The 22,525-nt window shown below is 68.6% G+C and carries 21 protein-coding genes; 11 read left to right on the top strand and 10 right to left on the bottom strand.

From position 1 onward, the window contains the following. The first annotated feature begins 30 nt into the window (after positions 1 to 30). From recO to O4N75_RS13695, 3 genes are all read left to right on the top strand, one after another. Positions 31 to 762 (top strand): DNA repair protein RecO, encoded by a 732-nt coding sequence (recO, locus tag O4N75_RS13705; protein WP_269626072.1) that lies wholly within the window; start codon positions 31 to 33, stop codon positions 760 to 762. Positions 763 to 834: 72 nt separating this feature from the next. Further along, complete coding sequence (gene parC / locus O4N75_RS13700; RefSeq protein WP_269626071.1) at positions 835 to 3,084, top strand: DNA topoisomerase IV subunit A; 2,250 nt, start codon at positions 835 to 837, stop codon at positions 3,082 to 3,084. A 73-nt stretch (positions 3,085 to 3,157) separates the two neighbouring features. Beyond that, a complete protein-coding gene (locus O4N75_RS13695) occupies positions 3,158 to 4,486 on the top strand; it encodes a serine hydrolase domain-containing protein (RefSeq protein WP_269626070.1) in 1,329 nt (442 codons plus the stop codon). A gap of 3 nt (positions 4,487 to 4,489) precedes the next feature. Here O4N75_RS13695 and O4N75_RS13690 read toward each other — a convergent pair whose 3' ends face one another. Further along, complete coding sequence (locus tag O4N75_RS13690; RefSeq protein ID WP_269626069.1) at positions 4,490 to 5,263, bottom strand: SDR family oxidoreductase; 774 nt, start codon at positions 5,261 to 5,263, stop codon at positions 4,490 to 4,492. Positions 5,264 to 5,368: 105 nt separating this feature from the next. Here O4N75_RS13690 and O4N75_RS13685 point away from each other — a divergent pair, with 105 nt between their 5' ends. Both O4N75_RS13685 and aspS read left to right on the top strand, forming a co-directional pair. After that, positions 5,369 to 6,274, top strand: coding sequence for a LysR family transcriptional regulator (locus O4N75_RS13685; protein ID WP_269626068.1), 906 nt, complete (start codon positions 5,369 to 5,371; stop codon positions 6,272 to 6,274). A gap of 59 nt (positions 6,275 to 6,333) precedes the next feature. Beyond that, complete coding sequence (gene aspS / locus O4N75_RS13680; protein ID WP_269626067.1) at positions 6,334 to 8,163, top strand: aspartate--tRNA ligase; 1,830 nt, start codon at positions 6,334 to 6,336, stop codon at positions 8,161 to 8,163. A 56-nt stretch (positions 8,164 to 8,219) separates the two neighbouring features. On the opposite strand, the gene O4N75_RS13675 is transcribed toward aspS, so the two are convergent. Together O4N75_RS13675 and O4N75_RS13670 are read right to left on the bottom strand one after the other, a co-directional pair. Continuing rightward, positions 8,220 to 9,107, bottom strand: a complete 888-nt coding sequence (locus O4N75_RS13675; RefSeq protein WP_269626066.1) for a pentapeptide repeat-containing protein — start codon at positions 9,105 to 9,107, stop codon at positions 8,220 to 8,222. A gap of 235 nt (positions 9,108 to 9,342) precedes the next feature. Continuing rightward, on the bottom strand, positions 9,343 to 11,826 hold the full coding sequence (locus O4N75_RS13670) for a ribonucleotide reductase (RefSeq protein WP_269626065.1): 2,484 nt from the start codon (positions 11,824 to 11,826) through the stop codon (positions 9,343 to 9,345). Positions 11,827 to 11,994: 168 nt separating this feature from the next. Between O4N75_RS13670 and O4N75_RS13665 the strand changes: the two genes are divergently transcribed. Both O4N75_RS13665 and O4N75_RS13660 read left to right on the top strand, forming a co-directional pair. Continuing rightward, the gene (locus O4N75_RS13665; protein WP_269626064.1) at positions 11,995 to 12,390 is read left to right on the top strand and encodes an NADH:ubiquinone oxidoreductase subunit NDUFA12; all 396 of its coding nucleotides are present in this window, start codon (positions 11,995 to 11,997) and stop codon (positions 12,388 to 12,390) included. 2 nt (positions 12,391 to 12,392) lie between these two features. Beyond that, the gene (locus O4N75_RS13660) at positions 12,393 to 13,070 is read left to right on the top strand and encodes a DUF2155 domain-containing protein (protein WP_269626063.1); all 678 of its coding nucleotides are present in this window, start codon (positions 12,393 to 12,395) and stop codon (positions 13,068 to 13,070) included. On the opposite strand, the gene aat is transcribed toward O4N75_RS13660, so the two are convergent. The 4 genes from aat to O4N75_RS13640 form a co-directional block, all read right to left on the bottom strand. After that, positions 13,010 to 13,657: a leucyl/phenylalanyl-tRNA--protein transferase gene (gene aat, locus O4N75_RS13655; RefSeq protein ID WP_269626062.1), complete on the bottom strand. Its 648-nt coding sequence runs from the start codon at positions 13,655 to 13,657 to the stop codon at positions 13,010 to 13,012. The two genes, O4N75_RS13660 and aat, sit on opposite strands and share 61 nt — an antisense overlap. A gap of 65 nt (positions 13,658 to 13,722) precedes the next feature. Next, entirely contained in the window at positions 13,723 to 15,075 is a 1,353-nt protein-coding gene (gene accC, locus O4N75_RS13650; RefSeq protein ID WP_269626061.1) for an acetyl-CoA carboxylase biotin carboxylase subunit, read from the bottom strand. 4 nt (positions 15,076 to 15,079) lie between these two features. Next, positions 15,080 to 15,565, bottom strand: coding sequence for an acetyl-CoA carboxylase biotin carboxyl carrier protein (accB, locus tag O4N75_RS13645; protein WP_269626060.1), 486 nt, complete (start codon positions 15,563 to 15,565; stop codon positions 15,080 to 15,082). A 10-nt stretch (positions 15,566 to 15,575) separates the two neighbouring features. Then, on the bottom strand, positions 15,576 to 16,025 hold the full coding sequence (locus O4N75_RS13640) for a type II 3-dehydroquinate dehydratase (RefSeq protein ID WP_267234208.1): 450 nt from the start codon (positions 16,023 to 16,025) through the stop codon (positions 15,576 to 15,578). A gap of 87 nt (positions 16,026 to 16,112) precedes the next feature. Here O4N75_RS13640 and thiS point away from each other — a divergent pair, with 87 nt between their 5' ends. The 4 genes from thiS to O4N75_RS13620 all read left to right on the top strand — a co-directional run bounded on the left by thiS (position 16,113) and on the right by O4N75_RS13620 (position 18,613). Further along, complete coding sequence (thiS, locus tag O4N75_RS13635; protein ID WP_267234209.1) at positions 16,113 to 16,313, top strand: sulfur carrier protein ThiS; 201 nt, start codon at positions 16,113 to 16,115, stop codon at positions 16,311 to 16,313. A gap of 1 nt (position 16,314) precedes the next feature. Next, entirely contained in the window at positions 16,315 to 17,103 is a 789-nt protein-coding gene (locus O4N75_RS13630) for a thiazole synthase (RefSeq protein ID WP_269626059.1), read from the top strand. After that, positions 17,103 to 17,753 (top strand): DsbA family protein, encoded by a 651-nt coding sequence (locus O4N75_RS13625; protein ID WP_269626058.1) that lies wholly within the window; start codon positions 17,103 to 17,105, stop codon positions 17,751 to 17,753. The genes O4N75_RS13630 and O4N75_RS13625 overlap by 1 nt, the downstream gene beginning before the upstream one ends. Before the next feature lie 62 nt (positions 17,754 to 17,815). Beyond that, positions 17,816 to 18,613 carry an SDR family oxidoreductase gene (locus O4N75_RS13620; RefSeq protein WP_269626057.1) on the top strand — a complete coding sequence of 266 codons (798 nt, stop codon included), beginning with the start codon at positions 17,816 to 17,818 and terminating at the stop codon, positions 18,611 to 18,613. On the opposite strand, the gene O4N75_RS13615 is transcribed toward O4N75_RS13620, so the two are convergent. From O4N75_RS13615 to O4N75_RS13605, 3 genes are all read right to left on the bottom strand, one after another. Then, positions 18,614 to 20,104 carry an FAD-dependent oxidoreductase gene (locus O4N75_RS13615; protein ID WP_269626056.1) on the bottom strand — a complete coding sequence of 497 codons (1,491 nt, stop codon included), beginning with the start codon at positions 20,102 to 20,104 and terminating at the stop codon, positions 18,614 to 18,616. Positions 20,105 to 20,201: 97 nt separating this feature from the next. Next, positions 20,202 to 20,954, bottom strand: coding sequence for a DsbA family protein (locus tag O4N75_RS13610; RefSeq protein WP_269626055.1), 753 nt, complete (start codon positions 20,952 to 20,954; stop codon positions 20,202 to 20,204). 51 nt (positions 20,955 to 21,005) lie between these two features. Beyond that, entirely contained in the window at positions 21,006 to 22,409 is a 1,404-nt protein-coding gene (locus O4N75_RS13605) for a M48 family metalloprotease (RefSeq protein ID WP_269626054.1), read from the bottom strand. Positions 22,410 to 22,525: the final 116 nt, after the last annotated feature.

Raw genomic sequence — 22,525 nt, 5'->3', positions numbered from 1 at the left:
GGGCGTCATGATCCCGGTTGTTCGCGGCTGATGGAATTCGAAGACGACGCCTATGTGCTGTCGGCCCGCGCCCACGGTGAGACCGGGGCGATCGTCGAGCTGCTGACCGCGCGGCACGGCAAGTACGCCGCCCACGTGGCCGGCGGGGCCTCGCGGCGGATGAAACCGTTCCTGCAAGCCGGGGCGCGGACCATCGTCCACTACCGGGCGAGGGTGTCGGATCAGTTGGGCTCGGCGCAGCTGGAGCCGGTGGGGGAGGGCCCCTCGGCGCTGTTCGACGATCGCATGGCGCTGGCCGGGCTGTCGGCGGCTGCGGCGGTGGCGGCTGCGGCGCTGCCCGAGCGCGAGCCGCACCCCGGCGTCTTCCTGGCCTTCGAGGCTCTGACCGCGGCGCTGATGCTGCCGGAGATCTGGCCCGCGGTGTTCGTGCGCTTCGAGGCCGGGCTGCTGCAAGAGCTGGGCTTCGGCATGGACCTGTCGAAGTGCGCGGCGACCGGCGAGGTCGACGACCTGATCTATGTCAGCCCGCGCACCGGGCGGGCGGTGAGCCGCAAGGCCGGCGAGCCCTACAAGGATCGGCTGCTGCCGTTGCCGCCGTTCATGCTGTCGGCCCAGACCGGACTGGCGGCCGGCGACGTCAAGGCGGGGCTGGACCTGACGGCGCACTTCCTGGAGCTGTTCGTGTTCGGGCCGGTGAACAGGCCGCTGCCCCCGGCGCGGGTGTGGCTGGTGGAGCGGCTCATCGAGTCCGACCGGCTCTAGGCCGCATCGGCCGCGGCGACTTCCGTCGCGTCGCCCGTTAGAACGGGACTGAACTGCGAGTTTGATTCGACCATGACCAAGCACATCCCACCGCCCGGCGACGGGGACGGCGACCGCATCATCGACGAGCCGCTGACCGAGGCGCTGTCGCGGCGATATCTGGCATATGCGCTCTCGACCATCACCGGCCGGGCGCTGCCCGACGTGCGCGACGGGATGAAGCCGGTGCACAGGCGGCTGATGTACGCCATGCGCCAGCTGCGGCTGGACCCGAACACCACGGCCAAGAAGTGCGCCCGCGTGGTCGGCGACGTGATCGGTAAGTACCACCCGCACGGCGACACCGCCGTCTACGACGCCCTGGTGCGCCTGGCCCAGGACTTCGCCCAGCGCTACCCGCTGGTCGACGGGCAGGGGAACTTCGGCAACATCGACGGCGATAACGCCGCGGCCATGCGATATACCGAGTGCAAGCTCACCGTCGCTGCGCAGCTGCTGCTGGACGGCATTGATGAGGACGCGGTCGACTTCCGTCCGACCTATGACGGCGAGGACGAGGAACCGGTGGTGCTGCCGGCCGGGTTCCCGAACCTGCTGGCCAACGGCTCGAGCGGCATCGCCGTGGGCATGGCGACCTCGATCCCTCCGCACAACGCCGCCGAGCTGATCGACGCCTGCCTGGTGCTGCTGGAGGACCCGAACGCCGAGACCTCGCGGCTGATGGATCACGTCCAGGGCCCGGACTTCCCGACCGGCGGGGTGATCGTCGAACCGCGCGAGAGCATGCTGGAGACCTACGCCACCGGTCGCGGCGGGGTGCGGGTGCGGGCGCGCTGGGAGAAGGAAGACACCGGCCGCGGGACCTATCAGATCGTCGTCACCGAGATCCCGTATCAGGTGAAGAAGGCCGATCTGGTCGAGCAACTGGCCGACCTGATCGAGACCAAGAAGGCCCCGCTGCTGGGCGACGTGCGCGATGAGAGCGCCGAGGACGTGCGCCTGGTCCTCGAGCCCAAGAACCGCAACGTCGAGCCCGAAGTGCTGATGGAGAGCCTGTTCAAGCTCTCGGCGCTTGAGAGCCGGTTCCCGGTCAACATGAACGTGCTGGACGCCAAGGGCGCGCCGGGCGTCATGGGCCTGCGCCAGCTGCTGCAGTCGTTCCTGGATCACCGCCGCGAGGTGGTGGTGCGCCGGGCGCGCTTCCGCCTCGACAAGATCGAAGCGCGGCTGCACATCCTGGACGGCCTGGTCATCGCCTTCCTGAACCTGGACGAGGTGATCCGCATCGTCCGCTACGAGGATGAGCCCAAGGCCCGGCTGATCGAGGCGTTCGCGCTTTCCGACATCCAGGCCGACGCGATCCTCAACACCCGGCTGCGCCAACTGGCCAAGCTGGAGGAGATGGAGCTGCGGCGCGAGCACGCCGAGTTGGCCGAGGAACGCGACGGCCTGTTGAAGATGCTGGCCTCGGACAAGGCCCAGTGGCGCCTGGTCGGCGTTGGCCTGAAGGACGTGCGCGCGATCCTTGGCCCCGACACCAACCTGGGCAAGCGGCGCTCGACCTTCGACACCGCCCCGGTGGTGGACGCCGAGGCGGCCATGGAGGCGATGATCGTGCGCGAGCCGATCACCGTCATCCTGTCCGAGCGCGGCTGGATCCGCGCGGCGAAGGGCAAGGTCGAGGACCCGTCGGAACTGAAGTTCAAGGAAGGCGACAAGCTCGGCTTCATCGTCGCGGCCGAGACGACGGACAAGCTGCTGATCTTCGCCTCGGACGGCAGGTTCTTCACCATCGGTTGCGACAAGCTGCCGGGTGCGCGCGGCCATGGCGAGCCGCTGCGGCTGATGCTCGACCTCGACGACAAGACCGACATCATCGACATCTTCCCCCACAAGCCGGGGACCAAGCGCGTCATCGCCTCGAAGGAGGGCTACGGCTTCATCCTGCCCGAGGAGGAGGCGGTCAGCTTCCGCCGGGCCGGCAAGCAGGTTCTGAACGCCGGGGCCAAGGGCGCGGCCTTCGCCATGCCGATGAGCGGCGACCACTTCGGGGTGATCGGCGACAACGGCAAGATCCTGATCTTCCCGCTGTCGGAGCTGCCGGAGATGCCGCGCGGCAAGGGCGTGAAGCTGCAGACCTACCGCGAAGGCGGCCTGCGCGACGCGGTGGTGTTCAACGCCGAGGAGGGCGCGACCTGGATCGACACCGCCGGCCGCACCCGTGTCTGGGGCGAGTGGCGCGAGTGGCTGGGCCGGCGTGCGGCGGCGGGCAAGCTGGCGCCCAAGGGCTTTCCGACCAGCAAGCGGTTCAAGCCGAAATAGGCCTCGCGACACCTTGTAGGTGTGGGGCGCAACGCTAAGCTTCGCCGGCCGATGTTCGGGAGGGGGAAGTTTCATGAAGCGCCATCTGCTGGCGACGGCTCTGGCCGCGGCGACGATGACCTGGGCCGCGTCGCCTGTCGCCCTGGCCAAGGAGCCGGCGGCGGCGCTGGCGCCGGCCGCGAGCCCAGAGGCGGTGGGTTTTGACAGCGCACGCCTGAAGCGGCTGGACGCGGCCATGGCCCAGGTGGTGGCCAATGGTCGCGTGGCTGGCGTGCAGACCCTGCTGGCGCGCCACGGCCAGTTGGTGGCGTTCAACACCTACGGCAAAGAAAACCTGGAGACCGGCGCGGCGCTCAAGAAGGACGCCATCTTCCGCATCTACTCGATGTCCAAGCCGGTGACCGGCGTGGCGATGATGATCCTGTTCGAGGAAGGCCGCTGGCGGCTGGACGACCCGGTCACGGCGTACCTGCCCGAAATGAAGGACCTGAAGGTCTGGAAGGGCGTCGACGCCCAGGGCCAGCCGATCCTGGAGCCGGTGAAGCGGCCGCCGACCATGCGCGAGTTGATGAGCCATACGGCCGGGTTCGGCTATGGCCTTGGCGACAAGCACCCCGTCGACCGGATGTTCCGTGACGGCCGGATCCTGGGGGCGGCCGACCTGAAGGACCTGACCGCCAAGACCGCCGCGATCCCGCTGATGTACCAGCCCGGCGAGCAGTGGAGCTATTCGGTCGCCGTCGACCTGCAGGGGGCGGTGGTCGAGCGGCTGACCGGCCAGAGCCTGGGCGACTTCATGGAAAGCCGCATTTTCAAGCCGCTGAAGATGAACGACACCGGCTTCTACACCGGGGCGGGCAAGGCCGGGCGGCTGGCGACGCCCTATATCGGCAATCCCGAGACCGGCAAGATCGAGGAGGCCAAGACCCTGTTCGGCCAGCCGATCCAGAATTTCGTCGACAAGCCGCGGCTGGAGTCGGGGGGCGGCGGGCTGGTCTCGACCACCCGCGACTATGCGCGCTTCGCCCAGATGATCGCCAACGGCGGCGAACTGGACGGGGTGCGGATCCTGTCGCCGGCCTCGGTCGAACTGATGGGAACCAACGTCATCCCACAGGCGGCGCTGGTATCGTCGAACGGCTCGACCGCCTCGTCGTTCAACGAGGCGGTGGGCTTTGGCCTGGACTTCATGGTGGTCAACGACCCGCGCAAGGCCGGCAGCCTGGAAGGCAAGGGCACGATGAGCTGGGGCGGGGCGGCCGGCACGTGGTTCTGGGTCGACCCGACCAACGACGTGATCTTCGTCGGCATGATCCAGCGCTATGGCGGCACCGGCGGGCCGGACCTGGGCGGTCTAACTAGGACGCTGGTCTACCAGGCCCTCGTCGATCCGGCGAAGTAGGGCCTACTTCGTCGTGTAGCCGCCGTTGACCAGGATGGTCTGGCCGGTCATCCACCAGCCGTCCGACACCAGGAAACGGATGAAGGGCACGATGTCCTCGATGTCGGTGAGCCCGGTCTTCGAGAACTTCGAGAGGGCCGCGGCGCCCCTGTGATAGGCGACCGCGTCCGCGCCTTCGGCCGGATAGAAGAACGGCGTGTCCATTGGGCCAGGGCCGATGGCGGTGACCGAGATACCACGCTCGCCCAACTCCTTGGCGGCGGCGCGGGTGAAGTGCTCCACCGGCGCCTTCATCCCGGCATAGGCGGCGTAGTACGGCGTGAAAGCGCCGAGCAGCGAGGTCACCAGGGTGCAGGCCTTGCCGTTGTCCTTGAGCAGGCGGCCGGCCTCTCGCAGGAAGAAGAAGGCGGACTTGGCGTTGACCGCGCTCATCTCGTCGAACTCGGCCTCGGTGATTTCGGCCATTGGCTTCTTCAGCACCTTGCCCACGGTGTTGATGGCGATATCGGGCCGGCCGAACGCCGCGGCCGCGTCATCGAACAGCTTTTCCATTGCGCCGGCGGTGGTGAGGTCGGCCTGGAGGGCGAGCGCCTCCGCGCCCGCCGCGCGCACGGCCTGGACGGTGGCGTCGGCCTCCGCCGTCGCGGCGGCGCTGTTGTAGTGGATGGCGACCGCCCGCGCTCCGTGCGCGGCGAGGTCGCGGGCGAGCAGGCCGCCGAGGTTCTTGGCGCCGCCGGCGATGAGGACGGTCTTGCCCTTGATGTCGTGGTTGGCCATGCGTCGATCTCCTTACTGGGGGACGCAGAAGCTACCGTGCGCGTTTGTTGGATAAATGTGCGGTACTTGACATCACTGGTCGGCATTTTTGGATAAAGTCCAGCGATGGACCGTATGGATCTCTACCGGGTGTTCGCCCGAGTGGTGGACTGCGCGAGCTTCACCCGCGCCGCCGACAGCCTTGGCCTGCCGCGCTCCTCGGTGTCGGCGGCAGTGCAGATGCTGGAGACCCGGCTCGGCGCGCGCTTGCTGAACCGGACCACGCGGCGGGTGTCCGTCACGGAGGACGGCGCCGTCTTCTACGAGCGCTGCGTGCGGCTGCTCTCGGACATGGAGGAGGCCGAGGACCTCTTCCGCAATGCGGGCGGTCGGCCCTCCGGCCGGCTACGGGTGGACGTGCCCGGCCGCATCGGGAGGCTGGTGATCGCGCCGGCCCTGCCGGAGTTCCTCGCGGCATATCCGCAAATCGAGATCGACCTCGGGATGACCGACCGCGCGGTCGATCTCGTGGAGGAGCGGGCCGATTGCGTGCTGCGGGTCGGCCCCTTGGGCGATTCCGGATTGGTCGGGCGGCGCATCGGCGACCTGGAGCTGATCAACGTGGCGAGCCCGGCCTATCTTGCGCGCCACGGCGCCCCCGCCGGCCCGCAGGACCTGGCGGAGCATCTGGCGGTCAACTATGCGTCGCCCTCAAGCGGGCGCGTGGAACCGTGGGAGTTGATGGACGGCGAGATGGTGCGCACGCAACCGATGCGTGGGACCGTCTGCGTAAACAGCGCCGAAGGGCTGATCGCCTGCTGCCTGGCCGGGCTGGGCCTGATTCAGATCCCGGCCTACGACGTCGCCGGGCATCTGGCGGCGGGCGAGTTGGTGCGGGTGATGGACGAGCATCGCGCCCAGCCCATGCAGATGACGCTGCTCTACCCGCATCGGCGACAGGCGCCGGAAAGGCTCAAGGTCTTCTCCGCCTGGCTGGACACGCTGCTGCGTCCGCACGTCCGCGCGCCTTGACTTTCGGGGCCCCGCATGCGCCCTTCCGCCCTCGATTTTCAGAGCCTTAGCGACTCCCCATGCACGCCTACCGCACCCATACCGCAGGCGCCCTGCGCGCCGCCGACACGGGCAAGACCGTCCGCCTTTCGGGCTGGATTCACCGCAAGCGCGACCACGGCGGTCTGGTCTTCATCGACCTGCGCGACCACTATGGTCTGACCCAGCTGGTGATCAGCCCGGAGACCCCCGGCTTCGACGTCATCGAGCGCCTGCGCGCCGAGAGCGTCATCCGGGTCGACGGTGAAGTCGTGGCTCGCAGCCTGGAGACCGTGAACGCCAACCTGCCGACCGGCGAGGTCGAGGTGCGCGTGCGTTCGGTCGAGGTGCTGTCGGAAGCCGCCGAACTGCCCCTGCCGGTCTTCGGCGAGCCGGAGTACCCGGAAGAGATCCGCCTGAAGCACCGCTACCTGGACCTGCGCCGCGAGACGCTGCACCGGAACATCGTGCTGCGCTCGAAGGTCATCCACTCGATCCGCAACCGCATGATCGACCAGGGCTTCCTGGAGTACCAGACGCCGATCCTGACGGCCTCGTCGCCGGAAGGCGCGCGCGACTTCCTGGTGCCCTCGCGGATGCACCCGACCAAGTTCTACGCGCTGCCGCAGGCGCCCCAGCAGTTCAAGCAGCTGCTGATGGTCTCGGGCTTCGACCGCTACTTCCAGATCGCGCCGTGCTTCCGCGACGAGGACCTGCGCGCCGACCGGTCGCTGGAATTCTACCAGCTCGACGTCGAGATGAGCTTCGTCACCCAGGAAGACGTGTTCGCCGCGATCGAGCCGGTGATGCACGGCGTGTTCGAGGAGTTCGGCGGCGGCAAGCGCGTCTCGCCGATCGACCAGCCGATGTCCTATGTCGACGACTTCGGCAAGACCATCGAGCACAAGGGTTTTGAGCGCCTGACCTACGTGCAGTCGATGGCCCGCTATGGCACCGACAAGCCCGACCTGCGCAACCCGATCGTCATGCAGGACGTGTCGGACAACTTCCGCGGCGGCGGTTTCGGCCTGTTCGCGCGCATCCTGGAAGACGCCAAGAACGCCGTCTGGGCGATCCCGGCCCCGAAGGGCGGCAGCCGCGCGTTCTGCGACCGCATGAACAGCTGGGCGCAGGGTGAGGGCCAGCCCGGTCTGGGCTACATCTTCTGGTCCGAGGACCAAGGCGGCTGGGGCGGCCCGATCGCCAAGAACCTCGGCCCCGACGCGACCACGGCGTTGATGACCGCGATCGGCATGGGGCAGGGCGACGCCGCCTTCTTCGTGGCCGGCGATCCGAAGGTGTTCGCGAAGTTTGCGGGCAACGCCCGGACCAAGGTCGGTACGGACCTGAAGCTGGTCGACGAGGATCAGTTCAAGTTCTGCTGGATCGTCGACTTCCCGATGTTCGAGTGGAGCGAGGAAGAGCAGAAGGTCGACTTCTCGCACAACCCGTTCTCGATGCCGCAGGGCGGCCTCGACGCGCTGCTGACCCAGGACCCGCTGACCATCCGCGCGTTCCAGTACGATATCGTCTGCAATGGCTATGAGCTGTGCTCGGGCGCGATCCGGAACCACATCCCCGAGGTGATGGTGAAGGCGTTCGAACTGGCCGGCTACGGCGCCAACGTCGTCGAGGAAGAGTTCGGCGGCATGCTGAACGCCTTCCGCCACGGCGCGCCGCCGCACGGCGGCCTGGCGCCCGGCATCGACCGGATCGTCATGCTGCTGGCCGGCGAGACGGCGATCCGTGAGGTCATCGCCTTCCCGCTGAACCAGCAGGGCCAGGACCTGCTGATGAACGCTCCGTCGGAAGTGCTGGAGAAGCAGCTGAAGGAGCTGCACATCCGCCTGGCGCCGCCGATCAAGGTTTAGGGCGCGCAGCGACAAATATGGAAAAGGGGGCCAGCGGCCCCCTTTTTTTGTGCTCGTCAGTCGACGGCGGCGAAGAAGCGCGGCGGGGCAGGCGGCGCTGGGGGCGCGGGCGGGGCCGGCGGTGCGGGGCGGGCGACGATCCGGACGCGAGACCCGCGATGGCAGGCCTTGGCGACCAGGCCGGGCGGGGTGCGGGTGGCGCCGTCGGCGCAGGCGTTGTCCAGCTGGTCCTGCTCCAGCCCCTTGGTGCGGGAGAGGTCGACCCCGGCGATGTTGGCCCCGGTCATGGTCGCGCCGCGGAAGTCGGTGTTGACGAACGTCGCGCCGGTGAGGCTGGCGGCCGAGAGGTCGGCGTCGCGGAACGAGGCGTGATCGAAGGCGCCCGAGCCGAGATTGGCCCCGGTGAGCGCAGCGTCGCGGAAGTCGGCGGCGCGGGCGTTGGCCTTGGAGAAGTTGGTCGCCCGCAGTTCGGCCCCGCGCAGCGAGGCGTTGGAGAGATTGGCCTTGCTGAAGTTCGAGCCGGCCGCCGCGGCGTCCTGCAGGTCGGCGCGGGCGAGGTTGGCGGCGCCGAAGTTCACTCCACGCGCCTCGACATCGCGCAGGCGCGCGTCGGTCAGCACCGCGGTGGTGAAGTTGGCGCCGACCATCTGGGCGTCGGTGAGATCGGCCCGCGACAGGTCGGCCCCGCTGAAGTTGGCTCCGAGGAAGCGCGCGTCGCGCAGGTCTGAGCCGACCAGGGCGGCCTGGGCGAAATTGGCGCCGACAAACTGCGCGCCGGCCAGCTTGCGGCCCGACAGCTCGCACTTGGCGCAGGCCCCGCCGAAGGAGACCATCCGCGCCACGTCCTTGTCGCCCATATTGGCGCTGGCCATGCCAGGCACGGCGGCGAGCGCCGTGGCGAGCAGGGCTGCGAGGACGGAGAGGCGCCGCGTCAGGCGAGACATCGAAGCTTGGCGTTGTTGGTCCATGGTGTGAGCATGTGCTCTCGACACTCTGTGGACGCTACTTAATTCGCCGTAATTGTCAGCAGCTTAGCTAGAAGCCGGAGATGAGCGGACCGCATCAAGGCCTCTCCGCCGTTATGGATCACCTGGTTTGGGACAAGGCGCGTGCGTCATAGAGCCCGGTGCTGGAAATATCGGCCTTGTCGCATGCGGCGCTGGTGAAATTCGCCCCCGCTCAGCCGGTCATGTCGCCGCCCTGCGGCGCGGCGCGGGTCCCGCATGTTTCGCAGATCAGGCTGGCGCCCTTGCGGACGACGGCGATGTCGCCGCAGGCCGCGCAGACGTCGGCTTCGGCGGCCGGCGGCCGGGCCGCGGCGCTGGGCAGGAACACCAGGTTGTCGGGCGCCGCGCCGCGGGCGAAGCCGCGGGAGATGAAGTGGCTGGCCGGCTGGGGGCCGTCCTCATCCTCGTTCTTGCCGTGGCCCAGGCCGTCGGCGTTGAGCTCGTCGGGGTCGGCGTTGGCCAGGTCGTTGCGGCCCAGATAGGAGACGCCCAGCTCGCGGAACAGGTAGTCGAGGATCGAGGTCGCCGAGCGCACGGAGTCGTTGCCGGTGACCGGGCCAGCCGGCTCGAAGCGGGTGAAGACGAAGGCGTCGACGAACTCGTCGAGCGGCACGCCGTATTGCAGGCCGATGGAGATCGCGATGGCGAAGTTGTTCATCAGCGAGCGGAAGGCGGCGCCTTCCTTGTGCATGTCGATGAAGATCTCGCCGAGTTCGCCGTCCTCGTACTCGCCGGTGTGCAGATAGACCTTGTGGCCGCCGACGCTGGCCTTCTGGATGTAGCCCTTGCGACGGTCGGGCAGTTTGCGGCGGGTGCGCTCGCGCTCGACGATGCGCTCGACGATCCGTTCGGCCTGCGGGGCGCGGGCCTCGGCCTCGGGTTCGCGCGCGGCGCGGGGCGGCGGCTCGGTCGCCTTGGGCAGATCCAGCACCAGGTCGGCGGGCGGGGCGGCGCGCCGCATCCGCAGGGCCGGGGCCTTGGCGCGAGCGGCCATGGCGATCACGCCGGCGGCGTCGGCGGGGGTGGTGTCCCATTCCAGCTCGAGGTCGGCGAGGGCCGGTACGGCCAGAGCATGGGCGATCACCGCCAGCACCGCGAAATACGGCTCGGGACCGAGGTCGTCGGCGGTTTCGAACACCGCCTGCTGGGCGGGGGTGAGGAAGTCGGCCGCGGACAGCGCGCCCGAGCCCATGGCGTAGGCCTGGGCCTGGTCGATCTCCTCGTCGCTGAAGCCGGCCAGCTTGAGCACGTTGAGGTTCGGGTCGGCGAGGTCGGCGTCGGTGGCACCGAGCACGTCGCAAAGGAAGCCGGCGTCGATGGCGGCGAACGCCTCGGCCAGGGAGGCGGCGAAGGGCAGGGCGGCCTCGGCCTGGGCGATCTCGTGGTCGGTGAAGCCGCGGGCGGCCAGCGCCGCATGGTCGACGCCGGGCGCCTCCGAAAGGTCGGCGCCGCCCAGCAGCCAGGCGCGCGCCTGGGACAGGTCGGCGCCGATCGCGGTCAGGCCTTGCAGCGCCGCCTCGGACATCACCCGCGTCAGGACGCCGTCCTCGGTCTCGGCGACGGTGATCGGACCGAGCCAGGGGGCGGCCGAAGCGCTCGCGCCGCCAAGGCGCAGGGCCAGTTCCGCATCGTCGAACACCGCCAGGCCGCCGCTCAGCTTGGCGCCGGAAGCAACGCATGCGGACGCCGCGTGCCGGTAGAGGTCGCGGATGGCGGTGCGGCCGGCCTCCGAGTCGTAGGTCAGGCCCTGGGCGACCAGCCAGTCGGCGACGCCGGCCAGGCCGAGCGACGCGGGCCGTTCGCCGGCCACCGCGGCCAGGGCGGTCGCCAGCAGGGCGACGGCCGAGGCGAAGCCGGCGGCGTCGAAGTCTTGCCCAGCGCCGAAGCTCAGTAGATTGACGGCCCCGCGCGCGCCGCCCCAGGCGCGGGCGACGCCCTGCGCGATCTCGGGGGTAAGCGCCACGGCCAGGGCCCCGGTCTCCCATGCGGCGGCGCCGAGCGCCGGCTCGGGCGCGCCGACGCAGACCAGTTCCAGATCCTCGGCGTCGTCGAAGTCGGGCGCGGCGCCGGCCCATTCGAGTTCGCCGGCTTTGGCCAGGGCGATGGCGTCGAGGATCATCGCATCGGTGGCGCCGGCGGTGCGGGCTGCCTCGGCGCTGCGGGCCAGGCTGGCGTTGGCGCGCAGGTCGGCGCAGGCGGCGGGGTCGCCTTCACAGCGCAGGATGGAGTCCATCACCGCCTGCAGGCGCGCGCCCATCTCGCGGGCGGCGGCCTTGGCCATCGCGCGGCCGCGATGCTGGGCGCGAAGGGCGGTAAGGGCGGCGGCGCAGTCGACCGCGCCAGCGCGGACGAGCGGCGTCGCGGCGTCGGGACGGGGCCAAGACAAGGCGATCTGGCCGGCGAGCACGGCCGCGCCGAGGTCGCGGCGGAATGCGGCGCGCGCGCGGGCGGTCTCGAACAGCGCGGCCGAATCGCCGCGCTGCACGAGGTCTTCGGCGAAGCGGAACACGGCGGCGGGCAGGTCGGTGTCCTCGCCCAGCCAGTCGAGCCAGGCCTCGACCCGCGCGTCGGTCCATGACGCGGGGGCCAGAATCTCGGCCACGCTGGACGCGCGCTCGAGCGTCCGCCGTTCGATCCTTGCCGCTTCTGCACCCATATCCGGCTCTCCCGTCGGGCGAGTCTAGCAGCGTCGTTAATGCGGGCAATAGATGTTGCGGTTCACGGTGCTTCCATCCCCAACATATTGCGGATTTCGCGCCGCTGGACGGTGGGCGGCCGGGCGCCTATAGTCCGCCCGCTTCCTGTCTGTCTGGAATTCCCAAACGTGCTCAAGAATATCTTCACCTGGTGGAACGGCGCGACCATCGGCATCCGCAACACCGTTCGTGGCAGCGTGTTCGTCGGCAAGGACGAGCTGGGCAACAGCTACTACGAAGCCAAGGACGACCGGAAGTCGTACGACAAGGGCCGCAAGCGCCGCTGGGTCATCTACAACGGCTACGCCGAGGCCTCGAAGGTCCCGGCCGACTGGCACGGCTGGCTGCACTACACCTTCGACGAGCCGCCGACCAAGGCGCCGCTGAAGCGCCAGCCCTGGGAAAAGGACCATCTGCCGAACCTGACCGGCACCGTGCACGCCTGGAAGCCGCAGGGCTCGATCGCGCGCGGCGGCGAGCGTCAGAAGGCGTCGGGCGACTACGAGGCCTGGCGGCCCGAATAGGCATGTCGCGCCGCCGCACACTGGCCGGACTGGCGATGCTGGGCGCCCTGGCGGGCGCCGGCATGGTGAGCGCGCAACCGACACCACAGCAACAGGGGCAGCAGACCGGGCAACCGCCGCTGCTGCAGCCGCCGGCGCCGGCCCAGCCGACATCCCCGCCCAACGGCGGACCGCCCGCCACGCAGCCGCCGCCGGCGCGCGAAGAGGCTCCGCCGGCCCAGGTGGTTCCGCCGCCGCCGGTCGCCGCGCCGCCGATCGCCGCCGAAGAGGTCGAGGCGGCCCCCCCGCCCAAGGCCCAGGTCGCCGCCAAGCCGGCCGAGGCGGCCAAGCGGATGCGCTACGATGTCGCCGTCATCCAGGCGCTGGACAAGGTCTCGGCCGAATCCATGCGCTTCGAAGCGGCCGTGGGTCGGCCGGTGCGCTACAAGAACCTCGTCTTCACGGTAAAGGCCTGCGAGCGATCCGCAGCCGACGAGGCGCTTGAGGATTCGATCGCGCACGTGACCGTGGAATCCCAGCCGCGCGCCGCGCCCGGCAAGCCGACCCCGCCGCCGCGCCAAGCGTTCCGGGGCTGGATGTATGCGTCCTCGCCGGGCCTGAACCCGCTGGAGCACCCGATCTACGACGCCTGGCTGATCACCTGCAGGGCGGCCGCGCCGGTCCCGACTGCGACGCGCTGAAGCGAAGCCTGGGCCTGCAGCGCGCGGGCTAGGCGGCGGTGATACTCGGCCCGCGGGATTTCGATCGCGCCGAAGGTCGACAGGTGATCGGTGATGAACTGCGCATCGAGCAGCCGGTAGTCGTCGGCAAGCAGGCGCGCGACCAGGTGGACCAGCGCCACCTTGGAGGCGTCGGTGCGACGGCTGAACATGCTCTCGCCGAAGAAGGCCGCGCCGAGCGAGACGCCGTAGAGGCCACCCACCAGCTCGTCGCCGTCCCAGCACTCGACGCTGTGGGCGTGGCCCATCTCGAACAGCTGGGCGTAGAGATCCTCGATGACCCCGTTGATCCAGGTTTCGGTGCGGCCGGGCTTGGGCGCAGCGCATTCCAGCACCACGCGTGAGAAGGCGGTGTCGATGCGGATGTCGAAGGGATCGCCGCGGACGGTGCGGGCCAGGCGGCGCGAGACGTGGAAGCCGTCGAGCGGGATGACGCCGCGTTTCTCGGGATCGATCAGGAAGACGCGGTCGTCTTCGCGGGCGTCGGCCATCGGGAACACGCCGCGACCGTAGCACTCAAGGAGCTCGCGCGGGCCGAAACGTTTCATGACGGCAGTCTAGCGGATCTGGTCCGGATTTCCTCCCCCGCGGGGGGCGGGGGAGGATGTCTGGATCAGACCTCTTCCTGTTGCGACTTCATCCAGCGTTCGAGCCAGTGGATGTTGTAGTCGCCTGACAGGATGTCGGGCTGCTGGAGCAGTTCCTGGAAGAGCGGGATCGAGGTCTCGATACCGCCGACGACCATCTCGCCCAGGCAACGGTTGACGCGGGCGATGCACTCCTCGCGATCGCGGCCGTGGACGATCAGCTTGCCGACCAGGCTGTCGTAGTAGGGCGGGATCGAGTAGCCGGCGTAGAGCGCGCTATCGAGGCGCACGCCCAGGCCGCCGGGGGCGTGGAAGTCGCTGACCAGGCCAGGCGAAGGTGTAAAGGTCTTCGGGTTCTCGGCGTTGATCCGGCATTCGATGGCGTGGCCCTCGAACACGACGTCTTCCTGCTTGAACGACAGCGGCAGGCCCGCAGCGATGCGGATCTGCTCGCGCACCAGGTCGATGCCGGTGATGGCCTCGGTGACCGGGTGCTCGACCTGCAGACGGGTGTTCATCTCGATGAAGAAGAACTCGCCGTTCTCGTACAGGAACTCGATGGTGCCGACGCCTAGGTAGCCGATGGCCTTGATCGCATCGACCACGACCTTGCCGATCTTGGCGCGGGCGGCGGCGTCGATGACCGGCGAGGGGGCTTCTTCCAGCACCTTCTGGTGGCGACGCTGCAGCGAGCAGTCGCGTTCGCCGAGATGGCAGACATTGCCGAACTTGTCGGCGATGACCTGGATCTCGATGTGGCGCGGGGTCTGGAGGTAGCGCTCCATGTAGACAGCATCGTCGCCGAAGGCGGCCTTGGCCTCGGCGCGTGCCGTGGAGACCGCCTCGTAGAGGTCTTCCTCGGTCTGGGCGACCTTCATGCCGCGCCCGCCGCCGCCGGCGGCGGCCTTGATGAGCACGGGGAAGCCGATCTTCTTGGCCGCCTCGAAGGCTTCTTCCTCGGTGGTCACTGCGCCGTCTGAGCCGGGGACCACAGGGATGCCCGCTTCCTTCACCGCCTGCTTGGCGGTGATCTTGTCGCCCATCATCTTGATGTGGTCGGCGGTCGGGCCGATGAAGGTGAAGCCGTGCGCGGCCACGATCTCGGCGAAGCGCGCATTCTCCGACAGGAAGCCGTAGCCGGGATGGATCGCCTGGGCGCCCGTGATCTCCGCCGCGGCGATGATCGAGGGGATGTTCAGGTAGCTCTTGGCGGCCGGGGCCGGGCCGATGCAGACGCTTTCGTCGGCCAGCCGCACCCACATGGCGCCGGTGTCGGCCTCGGAATGGACCGCCACGGTCGAGATGCCCATTTCCTTGCAGGCCCGGTGGACCCGCAGGGCGATCTCGCCGCGATTGGCGATGAGGATTTTGTCGAACATCGACTTACTCGATGACGATCAGCGGTTCGCCGAATTCGACCGGCTGGGCGTCCTGGACGATGATCTCGACGATCTTGCCGCCGCGCGGGGCAGGGATCGGGTTCATGGTCTTCATGGCTTCGACGATCAGCAGGGTCTGACCGGCGGTCACGGTGTCGCCGACCTTCACGAACGGCGCGGCGTCCGGCTGCGGCTGCAGATAGACGGTGCCGACCATCGGCGATTTCACAACGTCGCCCTTGCGCTCGACGGCGGCGGGCGCGGCCTCGCCAGTCACAGGGGCTGCGGCCGGGGCCGGGGCGGCGGCGTAGGCCGCCGGAGCGGGGGCGTACTGGACGGCCGCCGGAGCGGCGGTCTTGGCGACGCGGATCTTCAGGTCGTTGTGCTCGACTTCGATCTCGGTCAGGCCGGTCTCGGTGAGAATGTCGGCCAGTTTGCGCACCAGCCGCGCGTCGATCGGGTCGGCGGGGGCCTTGGGACTGCTAGCCATTTGATAATCCTTAGTTTTGGCTTTGACGGGCCAGGCCCGCGGCGGCCTCGACGGCCAGTTCGTAGCTCGCCCCGCCGAAGCCGGAGACGACCCCGGTGGCGACGAGGGACACATAGGTTTCACGGCGGAACGCTTCGCGCGCCGCCGGGTTGGACAGGTGACATTCGACCACAGGAATATCGAGTGTCTTCAGTGCGTCCAGCAGAGCCACGGAAGTGTGACCATAGCCCGCGGGATTGATCACGACGGCGCAGGCCTCCGTCCGGGCTTCCTGCACCCAGTCGATGAGTTGGCCTTCGTGGTTGGATTGGCGGAAGACCACGGCATGACCGAGGGCGCCGGCGCGGCGTTCGCACCGAATGCGGACGTCCTCCAGCGTCTCCTTTCCGTAAATCTCCGGCTCCCGGACCCCCAAGAGGTTGAGGTTGGGCCCGCTAAGCACATAGATCGGTTTCGACATTCGGCTCCGCCGTCGATTCCGCCGTCTTGTAACGGGCGGCGGCGGGGGTCACAAGCATTCGGAAACTCCAAGCTTCACGAGGGCGTCATGACGCTGACCATCAACGGGGAACAAAGGGCCTTCGGCGGGGTGTCGAGCGTGGCCGCCCTGGTGGCGGAACTGGGTCTGGACGCGCGCAAGGTGGCGGTCGAACGCAACCTGGAGATCGTACCGCGATCGGCCTATGGACAGACCGCGCTCGCCGACGGCGACCGCATCGAGATCGTGCATTTTATCGGAGGCGGCTGACATGGACGGGTCGACCCACAAGGAAGACACCTGGAGCGTGGCGGGCCGGACCTTCACCTCGCGGCTGATCGTCGGGACGGGGAAGTACAAGGACTACGCGGAAAACGCGGCGGCGGCCGAGGCGGCCGGCGCGGAGATCGTCACCGTGGCGGTGCGGCGGGTGAACCTGTCGGACCCAAACCAGCCGATGCTGGTCGACTATGTGAAGCCGGACCGCTTCACCTTTCTGCCCAACACGGCCGGCTGCTTCACCGGAGAGGACGCCATCCGCACCCTGCGCCTGGCGCGCGAGGCCGGCGGCTGGGACCTGGTGAAGCTGGAGGTGCTCTCGGACACCAAGCACCTGCTGCCGGACATGGAGGAGACCCTGCGGGCGCTGAAGCTGCTGGTCGCCGACGGTTTCCAGGTGATGGTCTACTGCAGCGACGACCCGGTCTACGCCAAGAAGCTTGAGGATGCGGGCGCGGCGGCGATCATGCCGGCGGCCGCGCCGATCGGATCGGGCCGCGGCATCCAGAACTTCCTGAATCTGGGGCTGATCATCGAGCAATCCAAGGTGCCGGTGCTGGTCGACGCCGGGGTCGGCACGGCGTCCGACGCCACGCTGGCCATGGAGACCGGCTGTGACGCGGTGCTAATGAACACCGCCATCGCCGGGGCGCAGGACCCCATCCGCATGGCGGTGGCCATGAAGCATGCCGTGATCGCGGGGCGGGAAGCATTTTTGGCAGGACGCATGCCAAAACGTATGTATGCTGACCCATCATCCCCACTATCCGGTCTGATCTGATGAGCCTCGACGTCGACGTCTACTGGTCCTTCCGCAGTCCCTATTCCTACCTGGTGACCCCGCGCTTGCGGGAATTGACGGAAACCTACGACGTCGACGTCCGGATGCGGCCGGTCTATCCGCTGGCCGTGCGCTCGGAGGGGTTCTTCACCAAGCAGGACCCGCTGTTCGTGCCCTATCTGGTGCGCGACGTGCGGCGGCTGGGCGACTTTCTCGGCTTGCCGCTGGCCTGGCCCAACCCCGATCCGGTGGTCATCGGCCAGAACCTCAACGGCGCGGCCGAGCAGCCGCACCTGGACCTGCTGATGCCGCTGGGCGTGATCGCCGCCCACAAGCCCCAGGCGCTGGCCTTCTACGACGAAGTCGCACGCCTGATCTGGAACGGCCAGGACATGCCCTGGAACGAAGGCGACAAGCTGGCCCGGGCCATCGCGCGGGCCGGGCTCGACATGGCGCAGCTGCAGACCGAAGCGGCCGGCAAGACCGACGAGATCGCCGCCGAGATCGAGGCCAACCAGGACGCCCATCGCGAGAGCGGCCATTGGGGCGTGCCGACCATGGTTTTCGAAGGCGAGCCGTTCTTCGGCCAGGATCGCTTCGACGTCTTGGTGTGGCGTCTGAAGCAGCGGGGCCTGCGCAAGCGCGCCTGAAGAATTCAGCGGCGTTCCGTCACGGAAGGCGCACTAGGCTCCTTGCAAACAGGGAGGGGCGCATGGGCAAGTCGAACGGACGCCAGTCGATCTTCATCACCGGAGCGGCCTCCGGCATGGGCCGCGAGACCGCCAGGCTGTTTGCGGGGCAGGGCTGGTTCGTCGGCGGCTTCGACGTCAATGAGGCCGGGCTGAGCGATCTCCAGGCCGAGCTGGGCGCCGACAACTGCCTGGTTCGCCGGCTGGACGTCACCGACCGCAACGACTACCGCGCCGCCATCGCGGCCTTCGGCGAGGCCACCGGCGGCAAGATGGACCTGCTCTACAACAACGCCGGCATCGGCCGCGGCGGACCCTTCGCCGAGCAGCCGTTCGAGGACGTGATCGCCGTCGTGCAGGTCAACCTGATGGGGGTGCTGATCGGCATCCATGAGGCGATCGGGCTGCTCAAGGCGACGCCGAATTCGTTATGCTTCACGACCTCGTCGTCGTCCGCGACCTTCGGCATGGCCAACATCGCGGTCTATTCGGCCACCAAGCACGCGGTGAAGGGACTGTCGGAGGCGCTGTCGGTCGAGTTCAAGGCCTATGGCGTGCGGGTGGCCGACGTGCTGCCCGGGGTGATCGACACGCCGATCCTGCCGCCGGGCGTGGCGGAGGGCGCGCCGAAGGAGGGCATGTTCCGCGCCATTCCGCCGGTCGAGGTCGCCAAGACGGTGTGGGAGGCCTACCACGCCGACAAGCTGCACTGGTACGTGCCGCCGGAGCTGGTCGAGTTGGACAAGGCCGCGACCCTGACGCCGGAGGCGGTGCGCGACCAGATGGCTCAGGGCGGGCTGTTCAACGCCGCCAGCGAATAGCTAGGCGCCGATCATGTCGGCGTCCGCCGACAGCCCGAGCGATTGGAACATCTCGGCCCGGCCGGGACCCGGCTTGGGCGGATAGGCGTCGGCTTTCAACTCCCTGCGGGTGAACCAGTAGCGCAGCACCTTGGCGAGGTTGTCGGGGCGCTTCAGCCAGGCCGACGGGTGTTCCAGCATATGGAAGCCGCGCAGCGCCTCGCGCAGCAGGTCGGCGTCTGAGCGGATGGCGATATTCACGCCGTCCTCGAGGAAGCTCCTGACTAACCTGCTCCTCAGGCTGGGGCGGTGGCCCGGCGTCAGCTGCTGGCGGGCGCGGCGGATCGCGGCGCGGTCCTGGTCGCGCATGTTGAGATAGTAGGGGCGCAGTTCGGCATTAATCCTCGCCTGGAAAGCCTGGACCCGGTCCGCCGGATCGCCGCCCGACACCAGCACGTCGCGCAGCACATAGGCCGCGACCGCCGCGAACGAGCACCCGCGTCCATAGAGCGGATTGGTGCGCACCAGGGCGTCGCCGACCGGAAAGTAGCCGAGCAGCGGCGCGACGCCTTCGCCGGCCACCTGCCGCCAGCGGCTTTGCAGCTCGCCCATGCCGAACACGCGGCTTACCCCTTCGGCGATCGCCGGATCGACCCAGGGCGCCAGGCCCGGCAGGCGCGCACAGATGGCGTCGAACACATCGGGCCGTACGATGGCCTTGCGCAGCTCCAACTCGGGCTCGGGCGTGCAAAGAGTGATGGAAAAGCAGCCGTTGTCGGCGGGGAACAGCCCGAACTTGAGAAAGCCGAGATCGCCGGTGCCCCCGGCTTTGGTGCGCTGCGGTTCCTGCGCCCCGGGCAGCAGGCGATAGTGGCGGGTGAAGTAGAGGATGCCGGCGCTCTCGCTCTCCTCGGGAATGCTCGCGCCTTCCTCGACGAGCTGCTCGATGCAGGACGAGGTGCGGCCGCCGGCGTCGATCACCAGGTCGCCGATGATGTCGCGGGCTCCGGCGGCGTCGGCGACCGACACTCCGACCACTCGCAGGCCCTGAGGATCGCGCTGGGTCAGCAGCTTGCGGACGAAGGTCTCCGAATCGATCCGCACGTTCGGATAGCGCTCGACATAGCGGCGGATCACCAGTTCCAGGGTCGTGCGCCGGCTGGTCAGCACCACGAAATCGCGGTCGGCGGCCTGGGGCCGATAGTCCTGGCGGTGCAGGTCGGTGAGCATCCGTTCGAAGCCCAGCTCGCGGCAACCGGCGGCCAGCAGATCGGCATGCAGTTCGGGGTGTTCGTTGCGGATGATGGTGCGCAGCCGGGCCAGGAAGGCGTGGCTGTGGCGCAGGTGGCCGACGCCGCGGCGGGTCCAGTCGGCGAAGGCGCGATCGGCGTCGCCGCGCGGCGGCGCCGGGTCACGTTCGAGAATGACGATATCGCGGCCGGTCGGCGCCAGGGCCAGCGCCGTACACAGGCCGCCGATACCAGCTCCGATGATCAGCACTCGCTCGTGCATTCGGCTCGCCGTAGTCGGACGGACAGACTCTCAAGGCACTCGAGAGGAGCCTATCTGCGTCGCTGAGCGGCGCAAAGCCCGAGATTGACGAGGGGGTTTAGCCCTTGTCGATCTTCGGCGAGGGGACGGTCTTGAGCTTGCCGGTCTTGGCTTCGGCGATCGCCGCGCGCAGGGCCGGCATGTCGGCGCCCGGGATGATGCGGTCGCCGACGATGAAGGCTGGCGTGCCCTCGATAGCCAGGGCCTGGGCAAGCACGCGGGTGTCGGCGATGTGCTTCTTGACCTCGGCGCTCGCGCCGCCGGCACGGGCGGCGGCCGGATCGACCCCGACGGCGCGCAGGTGACGGTCGATCGACGCCTCGTCCAGCGCCTTCTCGGCCATGAAGCGTTCGAACAGCTCGATGTTCTTGGGCTTGCCGGCCGGCGACAGGGCGACCTCGGCGGCGAGGTTGCTCTCGGCCCCGAAGATCGGGAACTCCTTGAACACGAAGCGGACGTCCGGATTTTCCTTGATCAGCTTCACCACCTCGGGCGCGCTGACCTTGCAGTACCCGCAGCGGTAGTCGAAGAACTCGACCACGGTGATCGAGCCGTTCGGGTTGGCGACGAAGTCGCGCGGATCGCGCTCGAGCTGATCACGGTACTTGGCGAGCGAGGCCCTGGCGGCCTCGTGGGCGGCCGCCTCCTTGTTCTGCTGCAGCTTCACCACCGCCTCCTCGATCACCTCGGGGTGGGCGAGCAGGTAGGCGCGGACCTTCTGGCCGAAATCGTCCTCCTGCTTCTGGCAGGCGGCGAGCGGCAGGGCGAGGGCGGCGCAGGCGACGAGGACGCCGCGGGAGATCTTGGTCATGTCAGGCCAATTAGGTGAGAAGCGTGGCTTTGCGAAGGCCTTTCGGCCCGTTTAGCGGGAAGATCGGCGGTTGATCGAGCCCTCGGACGCGAGATCCTTGAGATCGTCCTTGCTGGGGTTGGAGGTCAGGACGATGTCGGTGGCGCGACGCCATTCGGGGGTGTCCTTGTCGAGTTTTTCCCGGGCGCGCATGGCGAAGACCCGGGCCTGGGTCGCATCGCCCGTCGCGAAGAAGTACTCGCCGGTGGCCAGGCGAGCGAGGCCCTCCTTGCCCTGCTTGTCGTAGGCCTGGGCCAGGATGCGCCAGGCGGTGGCGTTGTCGTGCTCCTGGGTGAGCGCCTTGCGCAGTTCGCCGACGCCTTCCTCGACCTTGGTTTTGTCTTCCAGCGCGATCAGGGTCTGGCCGAGGTTGATGCGCAGCAGCGGGGCGTCCGGCTTCAGCTCGACCGACTTGCGCTGTGGGGCCTCGGCTTCCTGGGCGCGGCCGAACTCGAACAACACCTGGCCCTTGAGCTCCCAAAGGTAGGGGTTGTTCGGCTGCTCGGCGAGCAGGGCGTCGATCATCTTCAGCGACTGATCGGGCTGCTTCATCTGGTAGTAGGCGATGGCCCGCGCGTAGCGCGCCGGATAGGACGTGTCCTTCTCGTCGTACTTGGTGATGGCGACGGTCGGGTTGATGAACCCGTCCAGCTTCGCCTTCATGATCTCGTGCTCGGCGACCGCTTCGGGCGTGTCGGGGGTGTCGTAGTGGGCGTTCTGCTCGACCCGGTGGCGCAGCGCCTCGATCCGCGAGGACGACAGCGGGTGGGAGCGGAAGTAGGCGAAGCGGCGCGCTTCCTGAAAGACCTCCTGGTAGCGGAAGTTGTCGAAGAATTCGACGAGGCCCTTACCTGACAGGCCGGCGCGCTCAAGGATCGCGGCCCCAGCCTGGTCGGCGCGGCTTTCCTGTTCGCGGCTGTAGCCCATGGCCCCGAGGGTGCCGAAATAGCTGGCGCTGCCGATCAGGCCGGCGGCGCCTTCGCCCGAACCGGCGAGCGCGGCCAGGACGCCCAATCCCATGGTCAGCAGGAACGGCTTCATGCCGGCGGAGGTCATCTCGCCCGAGCGGGCCGAGTGGCCGGCGGCCAGGTGGCCCACTTCGTGGGCGATCACGCCCTGAAGCTGGTTGGGGTTTTCCGATTCGAGGATCAGGCCGGTAAAGACACCCATGGCGCCGGGGCCGGCGAAGGCGTTGAGATCCTTTGAGCCGATCAGCAGGATCTCGATGGACTTGGAGTCGACGCCGGCCGCCTTGAAGATCGGCTCGGAATCCTTGCGCAGGATTTCTTCAATCTCGGTGTCGCGGATGAGCGACATGCCTTCCTCGGCGCGAACCGGCGCGGCCTGCAATGTCAGGCTTAGGGCCGTCACCGCGGCCAGAGCGATTCTCGAGACCGAACGGGCAGGGAACGCCATGCCGAACAACTCCAAGCGCCCCCCGCAAAGCCCCAGATATGGAAGCCTAACGCGCTTCAGACGGACTGGAAACCGGCTCGCATGGCGCGAGCCGGTTTCCGTTGTCACAGCCCAGG

Origin of the sequence: Phenylobacterium sp. NIBR 498073 (genome assembly GCF_027286305.1) — a bacterium.
GTDB lineage: Bacteria > Pseudomonadota > Alphaproteobacteria > Caulobacterales > Caulobacteraceae > Phenylobacterium.
The sequence above is the reverse complement of the archived record's forward strand: the minus strand, read 5'-3'. Positions and strand labels throughout refer to the sequence as shown.

Coding starts and splice junctions, on each gene's coding strand:
- O4N75_RS13605 (WP_269626054.1), bottom strand. CDS start 22,409: ATGGCGTTCCCTGCCCGTTCGGTCTCGAGAATCGCTCTGGCCGCGGTG.
- O4N75_RS13690 (WP_269626069.1), bottom strand. CDS start 5,263: ATGGCCAACCACGACATCAAGGGCAAGACCGTCCTCATCGCCGGCGGC.
- O4N75_RS13625 (WP_269626058.1), top strand. CDS start 17,103: ATGAGCCTCGACGTCGACGTCTACTGGTCCTTCCGCAGTCCCTATTCC.
- O4N75_RS13610 (WP_269626055.1), bottom strand. CDS start 20,954: ATGACCAAGATCTCCCGCGGCGTCCTCGTCGCCTGCGCCGCCCTCGCC.
- O4N75_RS13685 (WP_269626068.1), top strand. CDS start 5,369: ATGGACCGTATGGATCTCTACCGGGTGTTCGCCCGAGTGGTGGACTGC.
- O4N75_RS13615 (WP_269626056.1), bottom strand. CDS start 20,104: ATGCACGAGCGAGTGCTGATCATCGGAGCTGGTATCGGCGGCCTGTGT.
- O4N75_RS13695 (WP_269626070.1), top strand. CDS start 3,158: ATGAAGCGCCATCTGCTGGCGACGGCTCTGGCCGCGGCGACGATGACC.
- O4N75_RS13670 (WP_269626065.1), bottom strand. CDS start 11,826: ATGGGTGCAGAAGCGGCAAGGATCGAACGGCGGACGCTCGAGCGCGCG.
- aspS (WP_269626067.1), top strand. CDS start 6,334: ATGCACGCCTACCGCACCCATACCGCAGGCGCCCTGCGCGCCGCCGAC.
- O4N75_RS13640 (WP_267234208.1), bottom strand. CDS start 16,025: ATGTCGAAACCGATCTATGTGCTTAGCGGGCCCAACCTCAACCTCTTG.
- recO (WP_269626072.1), top strand. CDS start 31: ATGGAATTCGAAGACGACGCCTATGTGCTGTCGGCCCGCGCCCACGGT.
- accB (WP_269626060.1), bottom strand. CDS start 15,565: ATGGCTAGCAGTCCCAAGGCCCCCGCCGACCCGATCGACGCGCGGCTG.
- O4N75_RS13675 (WP_269626066.1), bottom strand. CDS start 9,107: ATGTCTCGCCTGACGCGGCGCCTCTCCGTCCTCGCAGCCCTGCTCGCC.
- accC (WP_269626061.1), bottom strand. CDS start 15,075: ATGTTCGACAAAATCCTCATCGCCAATCGCGGCGAGATCGCCCTGCGG.
- O4N75_RS13620 (WP_269626057.1), top strand. CDS start 17,816: ATGGGCAAGTCGAACGGACGCCAGTCGATCTTCATCACCGGAGCGGCC.
- O4N75_RS13660 (WP_269626063.1), top strand. CDS start 12,393: ATGTCGCGCCGCCGCACACTGGCCGGACTGGCGATGCTGGGCGCCCTG.
- aat (WP_269626062.1), bottom strand. CDS start 13,657: ATGAAACGTTTCGGCCCGCGCGAGCTCCTTGAGTGCTACGGTCGCGGC.
- O4N75_RS13630 (WP_269626059.1), top strand. CDS start 16,315: ATGGACGGGTCGACCCACAAGGAAGACACCTGGAGCGTGGCGGGCCGG.
- thiS (WP_267234209.1), top strand. CDS start 16,113: ATGACGCTGACCATCAACGGGGAACAAAGGGCCTTCGGCGGGGTGTCG.
- parC (WP_269626071.1), top strand. CDS start 835: ATGACCAAGCACATCCCACCGCCCGGCGACGGGGACGGCGACCGCATC.